The organism is Amycolatopsis sp. lyj-346, from assembly GCF_046548975.1.
Taxonomy (GTDB): Bacteria; Actinomycetota; Actinomycetes; order Mycobacteriales; family Pseudonocardiaceae; genus Amycolatopsis.
The window spans coordinates 14,115-29,254 of record NZ_JAJPWT010000024.1 but is presented as its reverse complement, the minus strand read 5'-3'; the positions used below and the strand labels follow the sequence as shown (position 1 = coordinate 29,254).

The 15,140-nt window shown below is 69.1% G+C and carries 17 protein-coding genes; 10 read left to right on the top strand and 7 right to left on the bottom strand.

The genetic code is table 11. The features are described from left to right. Positions 1-43: 43 nt before the first annotated feature. Positions 44-946, bottom strand: a complete 903-nt coding sequence (locus tag ACLJQE_RS41745; RefSeq protein ID WP_410645312.1) for a sigma-70 family RNA polymerase sigma factor — start codon at positions 944-946, stop codon at positions 44-46. A 476-nt stretch (positions 947-1,422) separates the two neighbouring features. Then, entirely contained in the window at positions 1,423-1,599 is a 177-nt protein-coding gene (locus ACLJQE_RS41740) for a hypothetical protein (RefSeq protein ID WP_410645311.1), read from the bottom strand. On the opposite strand from ACLJQE_RS41740, the gene ACLJQE_RS41735 reads away from it, so the two are divergent. The 4 genes from ACLJQE_RS41735 (at position 1,580) to ACLJQE_RS41720 (ending at position 5,442) form a co-directional block, all read left to right on the top strand. Then, on the top strand, positions 1,580-2,254 hold the full coding sequence (locus ACLJQE_RS41735) for a hypothetical protein (protein WP_410645310.1): 675 nt from the start codon (positions 1,580-1,582) through the stop codon (positions 2,252-2,254). The two genes, ACLJQE_RS41740 and ACLJQE_RS41735, sit on opposite strands and share 20 nt — an antisense overlap. Before the next feature lie 29 nt (positions 2,255-2,283). Further along, the gene (locus tag ACLJQE_RS41730) at positions 2,284-3,384 is read left to right on the top strand and encodes a TRM11 family SAM-dependent methyltransferase (protein WP_410645309.1); all 1,101 of its coding nucleotides are present in this window, start codon (positions 2,284-2,286) and stop codon (positions 3,382-3,384) included. Positions 3,385-3,904: 520 nt separating this feature from the next. Next, positions 3,905-4,630 (top strand): hypothetical protein, encoded by a 726-nt coding sequence (locus ACLJQE_RS41725; RefSeq protein WP_410645308.1) that lies wholly within the window; start codon positions 3,905-3,907, stop codon positions 4,628-4,630. Positions 4,631-4,713: 83 nt separating this feature from the next. Then, the gene (locus tag ACLJQE_RS41720; RefSeq protein ID WP_410645307.1) at positions 4,714-5,442 is read left to right on the top strand and encodes an NPCBM/NEW2 domain-containing protein; all 729 of its coding nucleotides are present in this window, start codon (positions 4,714-4,716) and stop codon (positions 5,440-5,442) included. Between the two features lie 18 nt (positions 5,443-5,460). Here ACLJQE_RS41720 and ACLJQE_RS41715 read toward each other — a convergent pair whose 3' ends face one another. After that, positions 5,461-5,622: a hypothetical protein gene (locus ACLJQE_RS41715; protein WP_410645306.1), complete on the bottom strand. Its 162-nt coding sequence runs from the start codon at positions 5,620-5,622 to the stop codon at positions 5,461-5,463. A 216-nt stretch (positions 5,623-5,838) separates the two neighbouring features. Between ACLJQE_RS41715 and ACLJQE_RS41710 the strand changes: the two genes are divergently transcribed. After that, positions 5,839-6,630, top strand: coding sequence for a glycosyltransferase (locus tag ACLJQE_RS41710; protein WP_410645305.1), 792 nt, complete (start codon positions 5,839-5,841; stop codon positions 6,628-6,630). 7 nt (positions 6,631-6,637) lie between these two features. Here the strand turns inward: ACLJQE_RS41710 and ACLJQE_RS41705 are convergent, their stop codons facing one another. Together ACLJQE_RS41705 and ACLJQE_RS41700 are read right to left on the bottom strand one after the other, a co-directional pair. Next, on the bottom strand, positions 6,638-7,777 hold the full coding sequence (locus tag ACLJQE_RS41705) for an FAD-dependent monooxygenase (protein WP_410645303.1): 1,140 nt from the start codon (positions 7,775-7,777) through the stop codon (positions 6,638-6,640). Continuing rightward, complete coding sequence (locus ACLJQE_RS41700; protein WP_410645301.1) at positions 7,774-8,238, bottom strand: GbsR/MarR family transcriptional regulator; 465 nt, start codon at positions 8,236-8,238, stop codon at positions 7,774-7,776. The genes ACLJQE_RS41705 and ACLJQE_RS41700 overlap by 4 nt, the downstream gene beginning before the upstream one ends. Before the next feature lie 418 nt (positions 8,239-8,656). Between ACLJQE_RS41700 and ACLJQE_RS41695 the strand changes: the two genes are divergently transcribed. From ACLJQE_RS41695 to ACLJQE_RS41680, 4 genes are read left to right on the top strand one after another with little or no spacing between them, the layout of a single operon-like run. Continuing rightward, positions 8,657-9,883, top strand: coding sequence for a cation:proton antiporter (locus tag ACLJQE_RS41695; protein ID WP_410645300.1), 1,227 nt, complete (start codon positions 8,657-8,659; stop codon positions 9,881-9,883). 39 nt (positions 9,884-9,922) lie between these two features. Continuing rightward, complete coding sequence (locus ACLJQE_RS41690) at positions 9,923-10,369, top strand: CBS domain-containing protein (RefSeq protein WP_325148507.1); 447 nt, start codon at positions 9,923-9,925, stop codon at positions 10,367-10,369. Between the two features lie 19 nt (positions 10,370-10,388). Beyond that, positions 10,389-11,681, top strand: a complete 1,293-nt coding sequence (locus tag ACLJQE_RS41685; RefSeq protein WP_410645299.1) for an SLC13 family permease — start codon at positions 10,389-10,391, stop codon at positions 11,679-11,681. A 43-nt stretch (positions 11,682-11,724) separates the two neighbouring features. Then, positions 11,725-11,991 (top strand): hypothetical protein, encoded by a 267-nt coding sequence (locus ACLJQE_RS41680; protein ID WP_410645298.1) that lies wholly within the window; start codon positions 11,725-11,727, stop codon positions 11,989-11,991. A 241-nt stretch (positions 11,992-12,232) separates the two neighbouring features. Here the strand turns inward: ACLJQE_RS41680 and ACLJQE_RS41675 are convergent, their stop codons facing one another. Together ACLJQE_RS41675 and ACLJQE_RS41670 are read right to left on the bottom strand one after the other, a co-directional pair. Beyond that, positions 12,233-13,300, bottom strand: coding sequence for an SPFH domain-containing protein (locus tag ACLJQE_RS41675; RefSeq protein WP_410645297.1), 1,068 nt, complete (start codon positions 13,298-13,300; stop codon positions 12,233-12,235). Between the two features lie 2 nt (positions 13,301-13,302). Beyond that, complete coding sequence (locus ACLJQE_RS41670) at positions 13,303-13,734, bottom strand: NfeD family protein (RefSeq protein ID WP_410645296.1); 432 nt, start codon at positions 13,732-13,734, stop codon at positions 13,303-13,305. Positions 13,735-13,958: 224 nt separating this feature from the next. Here ACLJQE_RS41670 and ACLJQE_RS41665 point away from each other — a divergent pair, with 224 nt between their 5' ends. Beyond that, on the top strand, positions 13,959-15,131 hold the full coding sequence (locus tag ACLJQE_RS41665) for a PucR family transcriptional regulator (protein WP_410645295.1): 1,173 nt from the start codon (positions 13,959-13,961) through the stop codon (positions 15,129-15,131). Positions 15,132-15,140: the final 9 nt, after the last annotated feature.

Below are 15,140 nucleotides of genomic sequence, written 5' to 3'. Positions count from 1 at the left end.
GACGGCCGGCCGACGGCGAGACGGTGATCGGAGCGGGGCGAGATCAGTCGCATGAGGACGCCTCCTGAACGGCGCCCGGTTCCAGTTCGGACCGGGATGGGCGAGGGCGCGCGGACAATCGGGTCCCGCGGTCACCAACTCCGGAATTCGAGCGGCGGGGAGACACCGGCCGCCGCGTCTTCTCGGCGCCGGGCCGGTTCCGCGGCTGGGCGAGACTTGCCGCTCGACCTCGCCGGGTAGGTTCCGCGGCGTCTTCGCGAAGGGCGATGAGGTAGTCGGCGAGCTTGCGCTCGGCGCGGTGGCGCGCTTGCTGAGTCGCCTTGTACGTCTGGCCGCGTGCCTGCGCGGCGTCGGCCAGTGACAGCTCGCCGAACCGGGTGTCGCCGATCAGCGAGGCCTCTGCGGTCGTCAGGACGCCGGCCTCGACAGCGGCGAGCAGGACGAAGTCCGGGTGCCCGCCGGCGTTCTGCGGGCCGGCCGCGCGAGCGCCGAGGTCGGCTACCGGTGCCGCGGCGTCGAGGGCGTCGCGCAGCGCGCGGTGGCCGGCGCGGTAGGCGGCCCAGCGCAGCCGCACGAGAATGGCCTGCCGGGTGAGGTCGACATCGGTGAGCGCTTCGAGGAAGCCGGTCAGCACCGCGGCGTGGATGTCGTGGACTTCACCGCGGAACCGGTTGGTCAGCTTCGCCGCAACCGGGATCAGCACCGGCAAGGCGAGCCCGACGCACGCGACCGTCCACGTGCCACCCTCGGCACGCGACCGCGTCACCAGAGCCGTCCACACCGCGTCCCGCGTCTCCTGTGGACAGCCCTTGGCACGGAGCAGCGAGCCGACTTCGTCCAGCGGCACCAGCCGCGGCGGCAATCCGTGAATCCGGCGGCCGTCGATGGCGACCGGATGCGGTCCGGTGACGAGCCAGGCGAACGCGGTACGGGCGGTGTCGAACACGCCGGGCTCCGCGCTACGACCGCGCGGAACGCGCGCTGGCGGCGCCCAGGATTCGGGGTTCTTCGGTGACGTGGGCAAGTTCATGACGGCACTCCTGACGAGCGGAAGATGACGTCGCCAGGAACTCAGCCCGGCCGCCTCAAAACCGCTTCACGCCCAGGTCAAAGCCGTGTCAAAGCCGCATCAAAGACGTTTCACGCCAGCGTGTGCGCCCGAAATTCGCAGACCGGTCACACGGCCTGTTAGGACGGTCAGCCGCCTGTGTGTGGAGAACTCGTTTCGGCGCTGCGGTGTCTCTTGCCGACGCGGTTTGCGGAGTTAGCCGGCGACAGCGCACAAGCCGCCGAAGTGATTGTCGGCGGCCCGCCTCCGGAGGTTCCCCTCGTGACCCGACGTCCGCCAGCATCGGCCAACCGACCGTCCAACCGCGACGACTCGACCCGTCCACAGCGCACGCGCCCGGCAAACGGCATCCCCTACCCGGGCGCGCCCGACCCCAGCGTTCCGAGTGCGCGCCGGAGCCGCTCCACGAAGACGAGCAGCACGGCGACACGCACCCGGGAGCTCCCACCCATCCCGCCCACCGTGTGGACGACCGGCCCGAAGCCGATCGACCCGACGGTGACCTGGCCCGTGCCGATCGTCGAATCCATCACGACCAGCTTCTCCGCCGCTGGCGCTCGCGTCCTGCTCGTTCCAGGGCCGGCGGCGGCCGAAGCGCACCGCGCGGCCAACGACCACGAGCTGGCTGTCGCGCGCCACGCCGTGCGCGCGCTGGGACGGGACGCCGTGGTAGCCGAGCTCGTCCTCACAGCCTCGCCGTCAGCCGACACCGCCGCGGGTGGCCTCGCGGCACTGAACGAACGAGCCATGCGCGACGAGGTGGCTCCCGGAATGGCCGTCGACAGCGCGCGGGCTGACTTGATCATCACCATGCTGCCGTCGAACGCCGACAACGACGCTTCGGTCGAGACCCTCGCGATCGCGGCCGCCCGCATGCTCGTCTTCGGCGGCGTCCTCGCCGTCTACACCCACACCGACTGGTCGACCGGGCGCCTGATCGACCCGTCCGGACCGATGATCGCCGCCGCGCAGAACGCCGACCTGCTCTACCTCCAGCACATCGTCACCCTGCACACGCCGATCCGGAATGGACGTCTGCACCCGCCACCCGGATCAGTCGGGCCGACGCACGACGACGCCGGCCAGCACGCGTATCAGCTCGGCGCGCCTGCGCCGCACGCCCGCGTGCACGGCGACGTTCTCGTCTTCGCCCAAGCCCATGCCGACACGGCAGACCTCCGATGACCGACCAGCCGAAGGACAGGTGCACCATCATGACCAGCACACCACCGAGCACGCCGCAGTCGCCGGTCGACGAGCCGACCATGCCACTGTCCCGCGCGTTCATCGACGCTCTCGACGCCATCTCGTCCGCACCCGATGGTGCCGCGGCCAACAGCTTGAGGACCCCGTTCGACAGCACGCCGACGGGCCGAGATGAGCTGCCGGTGTCGGTGTGGGCGACCGCGCAGACGTCGCCGGCTGCGCAGCGCAAGGGCCGGTACGTGCCGGAGTCCACCGCACACCCGGCGAAGATGCTGCCCGCCGTCGCCGCGCACGCCATCGCGCACTACACCCGGCCGGGTGACCTCGTGCTGGACCCGATGTGCGGAATAGGCACCACGCTCGTCGAAGCGATCGACCTTGACCGCCGAGCGGTCGGTGTCGAGTACGAGCCGCACTGGGCCGATATCGCCCGCGCGAACCTGCGCTTCGCCCGCAAGCGTGGCCGCGACCACGACGGCCAGGTCGTCCGCGGCGACGCCCGCCAGCTCGAGACGCTGCTGCCGGACGAGTACGCCGGCCAAGTCGCGCTGGTGGTGACCTCGCCGCCGTACGGCCCGTCGGTGCACGGCCAGGTGAAGACCGACCGGGAGACCGAGGACGGCAAGGTGCGCAAGCACCACTACCGCTACGGCAGCGCGCTCGACCGCGGCAACCTCGCCAACATCGGCCACCACCGCCTGCTGGCCGGCTTCACCCGCATCCTCACCGCATGCGCCCGCGTCCTGCGCCCGGGCGGTCACGTGGTCATCACGGTCCGGCCGTGGCGCGAGCACGCCGAGCTGATCGACCTGCCTTCCCAGGTCGTCGCCTGCGGCATCGCCGCCGGCTTGGTCCCGGTCGAGCGGTGCGTCGCGCTGCTCGCCCGCGTCGCCGACACCGACCTGGTCACCCGGGGCAGCTTCTTCCAGCGCGACTTCATCCGGAAACAGCGCGACGCCGGCCTACCGCTTCACCTGATCGCTCATGAAGACGTCATCGTTCTCCGAACCACAGAAGATCGGGACCAAAGGCATGTCGGCCGTGCGAAATGCCAAGTCGAGGCGCGCCACGAGTACGGCGCGATCGGACCTGGACACTGGGCCGCGTAGTCGAGGCCGGGTGCGCAGCCCCGTGACAGTTCGGCGTGTCGCCGCCGCACAGCTTCGTAAGGCCGGACAATCGGCGAATGACCGAGCGGTGGGCTGACTTGAAGGCGCTCAGCGATGATGAACTGATCGCCGCGCACGATGCGATCGCAGGGAACACCGTGACCGGCCTTGGCCTTTAACCGAGACGAGCTCATGAGACGATCAGCCGAGCGCTCGGCGGACGCCGCACTCGCAGAAGCTCGTGCCGCTGCAAGCTCGCGAAGATGAACATGTGGGTCGCGATAGTCGCCGTGGTGGTCGCGGTGGCAGCCATTCTGACTCAAATTGCCACGGGCTGAAGTTGAGTCGGCCTCACCCGCGTGTCCGGTTGCCCGGTCTTGTCGCCACTACCAGCTAAAGTACCGGCATGGCCGAGGAGCAGCCTTTTCAGAGTTTCGACGATCGGATGGCCGGCTGATCGGTCGACCGCGTCCTGCTGGAGGGTGTACCTGAACATCTCTTCAAACCACTCCACAACTGGATGGCCGACGCCTTCGGCGATGACGGGGAGAAGCTGGCCGAAGCGGTGTTGCTGTCCTTGGGCTGGTCACACTCGACGCAGTACATGGTCGATGCTTTGTATAAGGCGCCGGGGCCGAAGCGTCTCGCTGTCGTTGACGCCATGTTGCAGCTCAATGAGGAACACGGCGACGGCGTCATCGAAACAGCTGATGTCGAGCGACTTGACCGGATACTTCGGATCGGTCGGTCGGCGTACAAGGTGGCCGACGACTACACGCATCTGACCTGGCGAGTCGATCCTACAGTGGAGGATGCATTCCAGCACACACTCGCTGCTGCAGGCGAAGGAACTGCGGAGTTGTTGCGCAAGGCCTGGTATCACGCTTACCGACCGGAGCCGGACGCCACGTCCGCCTACCGTGAAGCGGTGCGCGCCGTCGAAGAGGCGTTCGTTCCGGCCATCTCGCCGAAGAACGGCCGGGCTTCGCTTGGGACCGTTGTGAGAGACCTGCGCAGCCAGCCGGACCGGTGGGAGTTGGCCCTGGTCGACGGCGCAGACGCGCCGGCGAGCATCGAGCCGTTCGTTGGATTGCTGGATCAGCTGTGGCGAGGTCAGCGTTCCCGGCACGGTGGAGGCGTCACGTCGCGAAATCAGCGACAAGAGGAGGCCGAAGCCGCGGTACACCTCGCAGCCATGGCCGTTCAGTGGTTGACAAGCGGCGCGCGGCAGCGGAGGTCGGGGTGAGCAACTCTGGGGTCTGGCGCCGAGCGGTACCTGCTCGTCAGCCGAGCAGTAACGTTCTCTGAAGTGCCACCGACCTTCGTCCCGTGACGGATTCGGGTAGCGGGCACAAGAAGTGGTACTTCGTGATCGGCGGAGCGATAGCCGCCTTCGTGGCTTTCCTCAACAGCGTGTTCGATCTCGGCGACCACATCTTCGGTGACGGCGGTACCGACGTCGCCTCGTCAGCATCGGCGGCACCGGGCACGCCCACGCCGCCGGGCACCGGTGTCGTGTCCGCGCTGCCGGACCAGCCCGCGGAATCCACCGATCCCGTTCCGGCGGGGACCGTGGCGCGCCGGTCGGAGACCGCCACCGCAGCGTCGCAAGTTGGGCGATCGGGACCAGCGTGGTACGACCTCACGGCTTACGAGGCGGTTTCGTTCGGTAACGGCCACACGTCGGTCGCCTCGATCACTATCGGGACGACGTCCTTTCCGAACAGCATCCGCGGGTACTATCAGTCCTCGGCGTCGGATCCGAACGATCGGCGTACCTGGCTGACGGCGGGTGCCTGTGACCGGCTGTCGGTTTGGGTCGGCAAGGACGCCGCGTCGTCCGGCACTGGCGGCACGGGTCACTTCAGCGTCCAGGCCGAGGGGGCGGAGGTCGCCGGCGCGGACGCGACGCTGACCGACCCGCCGCGGCACCTGGACGTCGACATCAGCGGTGTCAGCCGGTTGACGCTCCTCGACACCAAGGCGAGCCGGGACGCCAACAATGCGTGGGGCAGCCCGAAGGTGCACTGCACCGCCCCGCCCGGAAAAGCTCGGTGACGTCCGGCGGGACCTCGCTCAACGCTTCCGGGCCAGCGCCTCCCGCTTCACGAAGCCGATCACGCCGGTGGCGACGAACAGCACAGCGCCGACGATGATCAGCCAGAACAGCCCCTTGATGACGATGCCAAGCACCACCAGGATGGCCCAGATCACGAGCAAGCCTACGAGAATTCCCACGACGACTCCCTTTCTCGGGTTCCGCGCCGTGGTACCCGTTGTGCCGGCCATTCATGCGAGCGCCTCGAAGTTCGTTGGTGGTCGCGCACCTTTCGGGTTATTTATGCACATTGACCGTAGTGGCGGGAGCTCGGCGTGCCTGCGGTGATGGCGTTGCCGCTGCCCCTTTACGTACCGACCACAGAGTTCCCCTGGCCGGGACAGAACCTTCCCCGCGTGTTGCCCGGACCGGTCAACCGGGCCACCTACCTCGGCATGCGCGGGACGGAGGTGATCTTCGGCCGTGTGATGGACCGATTCCGCGCCGACCTCGGCCTGCCACGCCGACGCGGTAGGCACGACCCGTTGCGCAGTCCCGACGGCGGCCCGGTGACGGTGCTGCACGCGGTGAGCCCGCAGGTCCTGCCTCGCCCCGGGGACTGGCCGGACACCGCGAGCGTCACCGGCTATTGGTTCCTGCACGACACGGAAGCGGAGATCGGCGCGCTGCCGCCGGATCTGGAGTGCTTCCTCGACGCCGGTGAGCCGCCGGTGTTCGTCGGGTTCGGCAGCATGTCCGGCCCGGACCCCGCGGCGACGACCCGCACTGTGCTCGACGCCGTGGCGCAGACCGGGCGGCGGGCGGTCCTGGCCACCGGATGGGGTGGCCTGGCCCCCGGCGAGGTCCCCGGCAGCGTCTTCGTCGCTGCGGAGGTTCCGCATCACCTCGTGCTTCCCCGGACGTCGGTGGTCGTGCACCACGGCGGCGCCGGGACGACCGCTGCCGCGGTTGCTGCCGGCCGTCCGCAGGTCGTCTGCCCGTTCGTCGCCGACCAGCCCTTCTGGGGGCGTCGCATGGCCCAGCTCGGCGTCGCGCCGTCACCGGTTCCCCAACGCCGGTTGACCGCGGCGAAGCTCGCCGAAGCCATCGGCCACGCGGCCGGATTCGCTGCGGCGGCGGCCGAGCTGGGCAGCCGGGTCCGCGCCGAACGGGGCGTGCACGAAGCCATGCGGCAGCTGGTGAGGTGATCCGGCTCTATGTGCGCGCGGGCAGGCGCGGCGGTTCCCAGCGCCAGGTCGCGTTGGAGCCGGGGGCGATGCTTTTACGCCACAGGGCGGCGGGCATGAGCCGGATCATGGTGACCATCGTCCGGTACGCGGCCCTGGAGGTGGTGCGGTCGCCGTCTTTCCTGGCTCCGCGAGCGGTGGCCTGGGTCCGTGGCCGCCGATCCGCGTCGTAGCGGTGCAAGGCGGCCTCGACGGTCGGTTCGGTGGCGAGTGCGGCGGCGAGGACGACGGTGTCTTCGATGGACTGTCCCGCGCCTTGGCCGCGGTCGGGGCTCATCGCGTGTGCGGCGTCGCCGAGCAGCGCCACCCGGCCCTGCACGTAGGAGGGCAGCGGGTCCAGGTCGTGGATGTCGATGTGGATCACCGATCCGGGCGGGGTGCGGCCGATCAGCTCCGGGATCGGGTCGTGCCAGGCGCCGACGCGGCGCGTGACTTCCGTCCTCTCGTCGTCGTAGCGGACGCCCGGGCGGCTTTCGGTGGTGACGTAGGCCCAGTAGGCGCGGCCGCGTGCGACGGGGTGGATGAGGAAGTAGCCGCCCGGTCCGAGCGTGATGCTGCCGGGCAGGTCGGCGACGTCGGCGATGCCCAGCCAGGCCGTGCGGCCGAGGAACCGTGGCGGTGGCGCGTCCGGCCACAGGAGTCGGCGAGCGGTGCTGCGGATGCCGTCGGCGGCGACGACCAGGTCGGCGGTGAGCTCCTCTTCGCCGGTGACGACCGTGACGTGCCCGGCCTCCTGGCGCAGATCGGTGACCTCGACGCCGGTGCGTACCCAGCCGTCCGGTGTCGCGTCCAGCAGCGCCCGGTGCAGGTCGGCGCGGTGGAAGGCCAGCATCGCGGCCGTGTTCCCGGGCCGGGCGCGTTGCAGGTAGCGGCCATCGGGGGTGCGCAGGGTGCCGGCGGCATACGTCGGCACACCCGCCGAGCGGGCCTGGACGCCGAGCTCGTCGAGCGCCCGGAGCGCGTTCGGGGCCTGGGACATGCCCGCGCCGATCTCGCCCAGCACGGCGGTGCGTTCCAGGACGGTCGCGCGCCAGCCGATGCGGTCCAGCGCCACGGCGGCGGCCAGCCCGCCGATGCCGCCGCCGATCACGATGGCTTCTCCGCTCACGGTGTCTCCTTCCGGTCGGGCTGCAGGGGTGGTGCGTCGTCGAAGACGTTGGCCATCCACTCGAAGGTCGCGTGCGCCTGCCGGATCCGGGTGGCGTGGTCGTCGTCCGGGCCGACCAGGCTCAGGCCCTCGCGGGTGATGTCCAGGAACGAGGTGATCCCGGCGATCTGCCGCTGCACGACCACCGACCACGCCTGCTCGGCCAGCCGGTAGTAGACGGTCCGTGCGCCGGGACGGGATCGCCACGTCAGGAACCCCATGCTGGACAGCAGCCGCAGGTTGGACGTCAGCGATGCGCGGCTGGCTCGGATGGCGGCGCTGATCTGCCCGGCGGACTGCTCCGGCGGATCGCAGATCATCAGCCATCCCAGCACCCGCCCCGCGATCGGCGGCACGCCGTCGCGGGCGAGGTAGGCGGAGACCCGCTCCACCCAGTCCAGCAGCTGCTCTTGTTCGGCCATGCCAGGCGACCTCTCGTTACAGTAGTTTCAGTATTAACTGAAATAGCTGTATTTGGCAAGGAGCCGCTCGGCGCGCAGCGGAGGTCCTGTTGCCCGGACCTGACCTCGCGCGACAGACCCGCACAGCCCAGGAGTGTGATGGACGACAGATGAGCGTCGAGCTACGCCGACGACGAAGCACTCCTCGGTCACCTGCGCGACGCGTGGACCTGGCGAAAACCACCCGGCAGGTTGCTGACGGCAGGCCCGGCGGTTGTCGTGGCGACCCTGCTCACGCTGCGGGGACGAGACGGGCGCCATTCCGGTTTGCCCCGGGGCCGTCTTTGCGGCATCTTTACGCGAGGAGTGCCGGGAAGTCTGGTCGGCCTGTCCGCGTCCGGCCTGGGCGGCGGGCGGTTGGACCGACCCGTGGAGTTCGATGGCGCTCATCTTGGCGTTCGGCGTCGTGCTGCTGATCAGCGTTTCGCTGTCCGGCGTCGCCGCCCGCACGATCTTGTCGACGGCGTTGCTGTTCCTGCTGGCCGGTGCGCTGATCGGGCAGGGCGGGTTCGGGTTGGTCGAGATTCACCCGCGTGATCCGCTGGTGACTGCGCTGGCGGACATCGCGCTGTTCACGGTCTTGTTCACCGACGGTCAGCGGGCGAGCCTGCCCGCGCTGCGGGAAGGGTGGCGGCTGTCCGGGCGGGCGCTCGGGCTGGGGATGCCGCTGACCATGATCGGCGTCGCCGTACCGGCACACTTCCTCGTGGGCCTGGACTGGCCGACGGCGCTGCTGGTCGGGGCGATCCTGTCGCCGACGGATCCGGTGTTCGCGGCGGCGATCGTGGGCCGCGACGACGTGCCGTTGCGGCTGCGGCGGCTGCTCAATGTCGAGTCCGGGCTCAACGACGGCTTGGCGCTGCCGTTCGTGTTGATCTTCCTGGCCACGGCCGCGCACACCGAGTCAGATCTGGGCACGGTCGCGATCGAATTGGTACTCGGGCTGGTGCTGGGGATCGCGGTGCCGGCGCTGGTGTGCCTGGCGTGGCGGCTGAAGGTGCTCACCGCCGAGCCGCGGCTGCAGGCGCTCGGGCCGCTCGCGATCGCGGTGATGCTCTACGCGGGGTGTCATCTGACGCACGCGAACCCGTACCTGGCCGCGTTCGCCGCCGGCTCGGCGCTCGCGACGATGGACAAGCTCGCCGCCGAGCACTTCGAACCGCTTGGCGACCTGTTGTCGGAGATCACGAAGTTTGCCACGCTGCTGGTGTTCGGCGCCTTGATCACCCCGGACCGGCTGTCGCATCTGAGCGTCGGGGCGTGGGTCGTCGCGGTGCTGGCGATCGTGCTGGTCCGACCGGCGGCGGTGCTGCTGTCGCTGCTGCGCACGCCGATGTCGGGGCGGGAACGGTCGACCGCGGCGTGGTTCGGGCCGAAGGGGTTCGCCTCGGTCGTCTACGGGCTGCTGGCGTTGCAGTCCGGGATTCCGGACAGCGAGCTGGTGTTCGATCTGGTCGCGGTGACGATCGCGCTGTCGATCGTGCTGCACTCCTCCACCGACGTCCCGATCGCCAAGGCGCTGCGGGTCGAGCCGCCCGACAACCTGCCCACCGGCCACGCCGCCCGCGGCGAGAACCGTCAAGAAACCGACAGGAGAAGCCCATGAACCCCGGCGCCGCCGGCTGCGACGTCGTACGCTGGGACGATGCACGCCTCCGAGATGGCCGAGGAATACCCGGTCGTGGAGCTGGACTCCAACGCCTTGGACGCCGCACGGCTGCTGGCCGAGCGGCGGCTGCCCGGCCTGGTCGTGACCGACAAGACGGGCTGCCCGCAGTCGGTGCTGCCGGCCTCGCAGGTGGTGCAGTTCCTCATCCCGAACTACGTGCGCGACGATCCGTCGCTGGCGGGGGTGCTGGACGAGTCGATGGCCGACAGGGTCGCCGACAAGCTGGCCGGCAAGACCGTGCGTTCACTGCTGCCGGAGAAGGCCACCGAGCTGCCGCGGGTGAACTCCGACGACACGATCGTCGAGGTCGCTGCGATGATGGCCCGGTTGCGGTGTCCGCTGGTCGCGGTCATGGAGGACAAGACGCTGATCGGCGTGGTCTCCGCGTCGCGGCTGCTGGAGCTGGCGCTGGCGCCGCACTGACCACGGCGGGGGCGGTGGCATGAGCACCGTCATCGCCGTCACGGTGTTCGTGGTCGCCTACATCTTCATCGCCACCGAGAAAATCCCGAAGATGGCCGCCGCTCTCGGCGGTGCCGGGGTGGTGCTCGCGCTGGGCGTCAGCGGAGCCGACGACGCGTTCTTCTCGGAGGACACCGGCGTCGACTGGAACGTCATCTTCCTGCTGCTCGGCATGATGATCATCGTCGGGATCCTGCGCCGGACCGGGGTTTTCGAGTACGTCGCGATCTGGGCGGCCAAACGGGCCAAGGGCTCGCCGCTGCGGGTGATGATCCTGCTGTGCTTGATCACCGCGATCGCGTCGGCGTTCCTGGACAACGTCACGACCGTCCTGCTGATCGCCCCGGTGACGCTGCTGGTCTGCGACCGGCTGGACATCAAGCCGGTCCCGTTCCTCATCGCCGAGGTGCTCGCCTCCAACATCGGCGGTGCGGCGACGTTGATCGGTGATCCGCCGAACATCATCATCGGCAGCCGCGCCGGGCTGACGTTCAACGACTTCCTGGTCAACATGACCCCGATCGTGGCGATCGAGCTCGTCGTGTTCACCCTCGTGCTGCCCCGGTTGTTCCGCGGCTCGTTCACGGTCGACCCGGCCCGGGTGGCCGACGTGATGGCGCTGAACGAACGCGAGGCGATCCAGAAACCCAAACTGCTGATCAAATGCGGCGTGGTGCTGCTCGCGGTGTTCGCCGGTTTCGTGCTGCACTCGGTGATCCACATCGAGCCGTCGATCGTGGCGCTGCTCGGCGCCGGCGTCCTCGTGCTGATCTCCGGAACCGAGCCGAAGCAGTATCTCGCCGGTGTCGAATGGGAAACGCTGCTGTTCTTCGCCGGGTTGTTCATCATGATCGGCGCGTTGGTCAAGACCGGGGTCATCGGGACGCTCGCCCGCCTAGCGGCCGAGGCGACGGGCGGCAACGCCCTGCTCGCGGTGATGCTCATCCTGGGGGTGTCGGCGGTGCTGTCGGGCGTCATCGACAACATCCCCTACGTGGCGACCATGAGCCCGCTCGTTTTGGCTCTCACCAACGACATCTCAGACCCCTCCCATTCCGAGGCGTTGTGGTGGTCGCTGGCGATCGGCGCCGACTTCGGCGGCAACATGACCGCCGTCGGCGCCAGCGCCAACGTCGTGATGCTCGGCATCGCGGCGCGGTCGGGCTCACCTATTTCGTTCTGGGAGTTCACCAAGAAGGGCGCGGTCATCACCGTGATCACGGTGCTCGTCGCCGCGCCGTACCTGTGGCTGCGTTACTTCGTCCTCGCCTGAACGCACACCCCACCCGGAAAGGTGATCCCCTGGACGACGACTCGTGGTCATGACGTTCGGCGGCGAACTGCTCGTGCTGGCGGCCGTGCTGGTCATGATCTCCTTCGTCGCCATTCCGCGGCGCTACCAGTACTGGCGCCTGCTTGCCGTCTTGGGCTGGTCGCTGGTGTGGTTCGACAGCCGGCTCACGCCGGCCTTGCATGACTGGATCGGACTGGTCATCGTCGTGCTGACGCTGGTGACTGTCCTCGTTCAGTCCAAGCGAGCCCGGCGTGGGGATGTCGGTAATAAGCCCGGGTCACTTCAGTGATGGCTGCGCTGGTTCGATTTCGCGTGCGTCCGGCGATATGCTGACTCGAACCTCGCACGTGGGAGACCATCGATGGGCGACCTCGTTACCGCAGCAACCCTTATCTTAGTGTTCCTGACCGCCGTACTGGCGCTGCGCCTGGCTCGGCAGAGGTAGCCCTCTCGCACGCCGAACGGGCCGGACAACGGCAACGTAATCCCCGAGGCAAAAGCCTCGGTGGCTACGTTTTCGCTCATCCGTTTCAGGTGCCGGCGTGGCGAGGGGGCTGTCCGGCGTGGTTGGCGGTGGTGGTGGCCGGTTGCAGGCTGGTGCTGGCGTCCGCCGCGTCGGCGACCGCCTCCGCGGCGGCCTCGGCGGCTCGGGCGGCGTCATCGGTCGCATGCTCGGCAAGGTCGTCTTGAGGAGCGGGGTCACGAGTTGCCGGTGACTTGGGCAGGGCTTCGGTGAACGCCGTTGACACGCTCTGAAGTGCGGAGGTCACCTCGCTCGGAATCACCCAGAACGTGTTGGCCGGGCCTTTCGCGAGTTCGGGCAGCATCTGCAGGTACTGGTAGGCGAGCAGCTTGGGGTCGGGGTCGTTGCGGTGGACGGCCTGGAAGACCTGGTCGATGGCGCGGGACTGGCCTTCGGCCTTGAGGATCTCCGCGGCCCGGTTGCCTTCGGCGCGCAGGACGGCGGCCTGCTTGTCGCCTTCGGCGGTGAGGATCTGGGACTGGCGTTGCCCTTCGGCGCTCAGGATGGCGGCGCGCTTGTCCCGTTCGGCGCGCATCTGCTTCTCCATCGCTTCCTTGATGGTGTTCGGCGGGTCGATGGCCTTGATCTCGACGCGGTTGACCCGCAGTCCCCACTTTCCGGTGGCGTCGTCCAGGACACCGCGCAACTGGTTGTTGATGGTGTCGCGGGAGGTGAGGGTGCGCTCGAGGTCCATGGAGCCGACGACGTTGCGCAGCGTGGTGACGGTGAGCTGTTCGACGGCCTGCAGGAAGCTGGCGATTTCGTAGGCGGCGGCGCGGGGGTCGGTGACCTGGAAGTAGAGCACGGTGTCGATTTCGACGACCAGGTTGTCTTCGGTGATGACCGGTTGCGGCTGGAACGAGACGACTTGTTCGCGCAGGTCGATCGGCGGGTAGACGCGGTCGATGTAGGGAATGACGAAGCTGAGGCCGGGTTGCAGCGTGCGGTTGTAGCGGCCGAGCCGTTCGACGTTGCGAGCGCGGGCCTGCGGCACGATGCGGACGGCCTTGAGCACGGTGATGACGGCGAGCAGGGCGACGAGCACGCCGACGATCAAGAGAGCGGAGATTTCCATGGCTACTCCTGGGGGTAGACGAGTGCGGTGCTGCCGCGGACTTCCATGACGTCGACGACCGTGCCTTTTTCGATCACCAGCGTTTCGTCGTAGGCGCGGGCGCTCCATTCCTCTCCGCCGAGGCGGACCAGGCCGTCCAGGGCGGTCACCTCTCGCAGGACGTAGGCCGGTTTGCCGATGAGGGCGTCCACGCCGAAACGTTCGAGTTGCGGCCGGTGCATGTGCCGGTGGACGACCGGCCGCAGGAGTACCAGGCCCAGGGTGGCGGTCGCGGCGAAGACCAGCATCTGCACCGGCGGAGGCAGCCCGACGCTGGCGGCCCCGGCCGTGATCAGCGCGGCACCGCCGAGCAGCCCGAGTGCGGCGGTGAGGGTGAAGATCTCGGCGACGCCGAGCACCGCGGCGAGGATCAGCCAGATCTGCCAGTCGATCATGAGATCCCCTCTCGATCTCGGCTGCGGAACCGTCTACTCATCGTGTTCGCCCGCCGGGCTGCGGACAAGGCGCGTCTCCGGCTGTGTTGCCGCGCAGTTCGTTGCCAGGACCTGGCAACGTGCGAAGCAGGTATGTGTCTGGATTGGCGGCACTTGTGACTGCAGTGCGAAGATGCATTGCCGGTACCGGGCAGCACGGAGACGCGAGGAGAAACGGATTGACGATGACGGGCAGTGATCGTCGAAGGCTGGATGTGGCGGCAGTCGCCGAACAGGCGGCCCGCGACGCTGGTGGTGTGTCGGCGGCTTACCTCGACGGGTACCTCGAGATGCTCGACGGCGTCAGCCTGACCGGACGGAGGCTCGCGCCCGCCGAACTCGACACCCGGCGCGCGCTGGGCGCGAGTGCCGCGGAGCAGAGCGTTCCGTTGCGCGCCCTGGTCGATCTCTATCTCAGCGCGAACTGGCTGTCCTGGCGCGAACTCCCGGCTGTCGCCGCGGCCACAGAGAAGGAGGCGATCTGCGCGATAGCCGAGGCGGTCCTGCGTGCGGCCGATGATGCGATCGTGGCGCTCGCCGACGGGTACGACAGCGCACAACGCCTGGTCATGCGCCAGGAAGGAGCCGAGCGACGGGAGTTCATCGACGACCTGCTCCACGGGCGCAGCGACCTGGGACGGCTGGCCGAGCGGGCCGACCGCTTCGGGCTCCGCCTGGCCGCGAGCTACGTCGTGATCGCCGCGCGCGCCGACCGGCCTTTCGCCGACGCGGACGCCACGACCCGGCGGATCGAGGCGGCCCTGCTGGACCGCTTCGACGCCCGCGAAATGCTGATCACCACCAAAGACGGACTGCTGCTGTGCATCGCCCCCGGCGCCGCAGCCGACGCCGCCGACGAGTTCGCCCGCCAGGTGGAGGCCGCGCTCTCGGTCAGCCGCGTGTGGCAGGTCGGCGTCGGCCGCAAGCACGCAGGCCCCGGCGGCATCCTGCGGTCCTACGAGGAAGCCCGTAGCGCTCTTGAGCTGGCCGGAGCCCTGGGGCTGACGACTTCCGTGCTCAAGGCCGACGATCTGCTGGTCTACCAGGTTCTCTTCCGCGACCGCGCCGCGATCATCGAACTGGTCGACACGGTCCTGGGCCCGCTGGAGGACGCCCGCGGCGGGGCCCGGCCCCTGCTCGACACGTTGTCCGCCTACTTCGCCACCGGCGGGATCACCGCCGAAACGGCTCGCGCCCTGTTCCTGAGTGTCCGAGCCGTCACCTACCGGCTCGACCGCGTGAAGCAGCGCACCGGCTACGACCCCCGCGACCCCGCCGAGCGCTTCACCCTCGAAGCCTCGGTGCTGGGGGCGCGTCTGCTCGACTGGCCCGCCCGGCCGCTGTCCCGGCCGGACTGACCCAGCCAA

Coding starts and splice junctions, on each gene's coding strand:
- ACLJQE_RS41740 (WP_410645311.1), bottom strand. CDS start 1,599: ATGGATTCGACGATCGGCACGGGCCAGGTCACCGTCGGGTCGATCGGC.
- ACLJQE_RS41730 (WP_410645309.1), top strand. CDS start 2,284: ATGACCAGCACACCACCGAGCACGCCGCAGTCGCCGGTCGACGAGCCG.
- ACLJQE_RS41725 (WP_410645308.1), top strand. CDS start 3,905: ATGGCCGACGCCTTCGGCGATGACGGGGAGAAGCTGGCCGAAGCGGTG.
- ACLJQE_RS41700 (WP_410645301.1), bottom strand. CDS start 8,238: ATGGCCGAACAAGAGCAGCTGCTGGACTGGGTGGAGCGGGTCTCCGCC.
- ACLJQE_RS41695 (WP_410645300.1), top strand. CDS start 8,657: ATGGCGCTCATCTTGGCGTTCGGCGTCGTGCTGCTGATCAGCGTTTCG.
- ACLJQE_RS41690 (WP_325148507.1), top strand. CDS start 9,923: ATGCACGCCTCCGAGATGGCCGAGGAATACCCGGTCGTGGAGCTGGAC.
- ACLJQE_RS41685 (WP_410645299.1), top strand. CDS start 10,389: ATGAGCACCGTCATCGCCGTCACGGTGTTCGTGGTCGCCTACATCTTC.
- ACLJQE_RS41675 (WP_410645297.1), bottom strand. CDS start 13,300: ATGGAAATCTCCGCTCTCTTGATCGTCGGCGTGCTCGTCGCCCTGCTC.
- ACLJQE_RS41670 (WP_410645296.1), bottom strand. CDS start 13,734: ATGATCGACTGGCAGATCTGGCTGATCCTCGCCGCGGTGCTCGGCGTC.
- ACLJQE_RS41665 (WP_410645295.1), top strand. CDS start 13,959: ATGACGGGCAGTGATCGTCGAAGGCTGGATGTGGCGGCAGTCGCCGAA.